Source organism: Gemmiger formicilis, assembly GCF_016901605.1.
Lineage (GTDB): Bacteria > Bacillota > Clostridia > Oscillospirales > Ruminococcaceae > Gemmiger > Gemmiger formicilis_B.
The window spans coordinates 1-219 of record NZ_JACJKP010000895.1; the positions used below are offsets into that span (position 1 = coordinate 1).

Annotated in this window: 1 pseudogene; it reads left to right on the forward strand. The window is 58.4% G+C overall.

Annotated elements, in window-relative coordinates:
• Positions 1-106: 106 nt before the first annotated feature.
• A pseudogene (gene rpsM, locus H6B10_RS17160) lies at positions 107-219 on the forward strand (30S ribosomal protein S13); the annotation flags it as partial.

Below are 219 nucleotides of genomic sequence, written 5' to 3' on the forward strand. Positions count from 1 at the left end.
ACATAAGTCAGACCAACCTGGATCCGCTTCTCGCGAGGCAGATCAACACCAGCAATACGTGCCATAAAGCACCTCCATAAATAACATCCCATGTCCTAGTCGGGGCCTGCGCCGCAACGTCGCGCTTGACATCAAGCGTCTGACCGAGATCCAGTGCTACCGTGGTGTGCGCCATCGCAAGGGCCTTCCCTGCCGCGGCCAGCGCACCAAGACCAATGC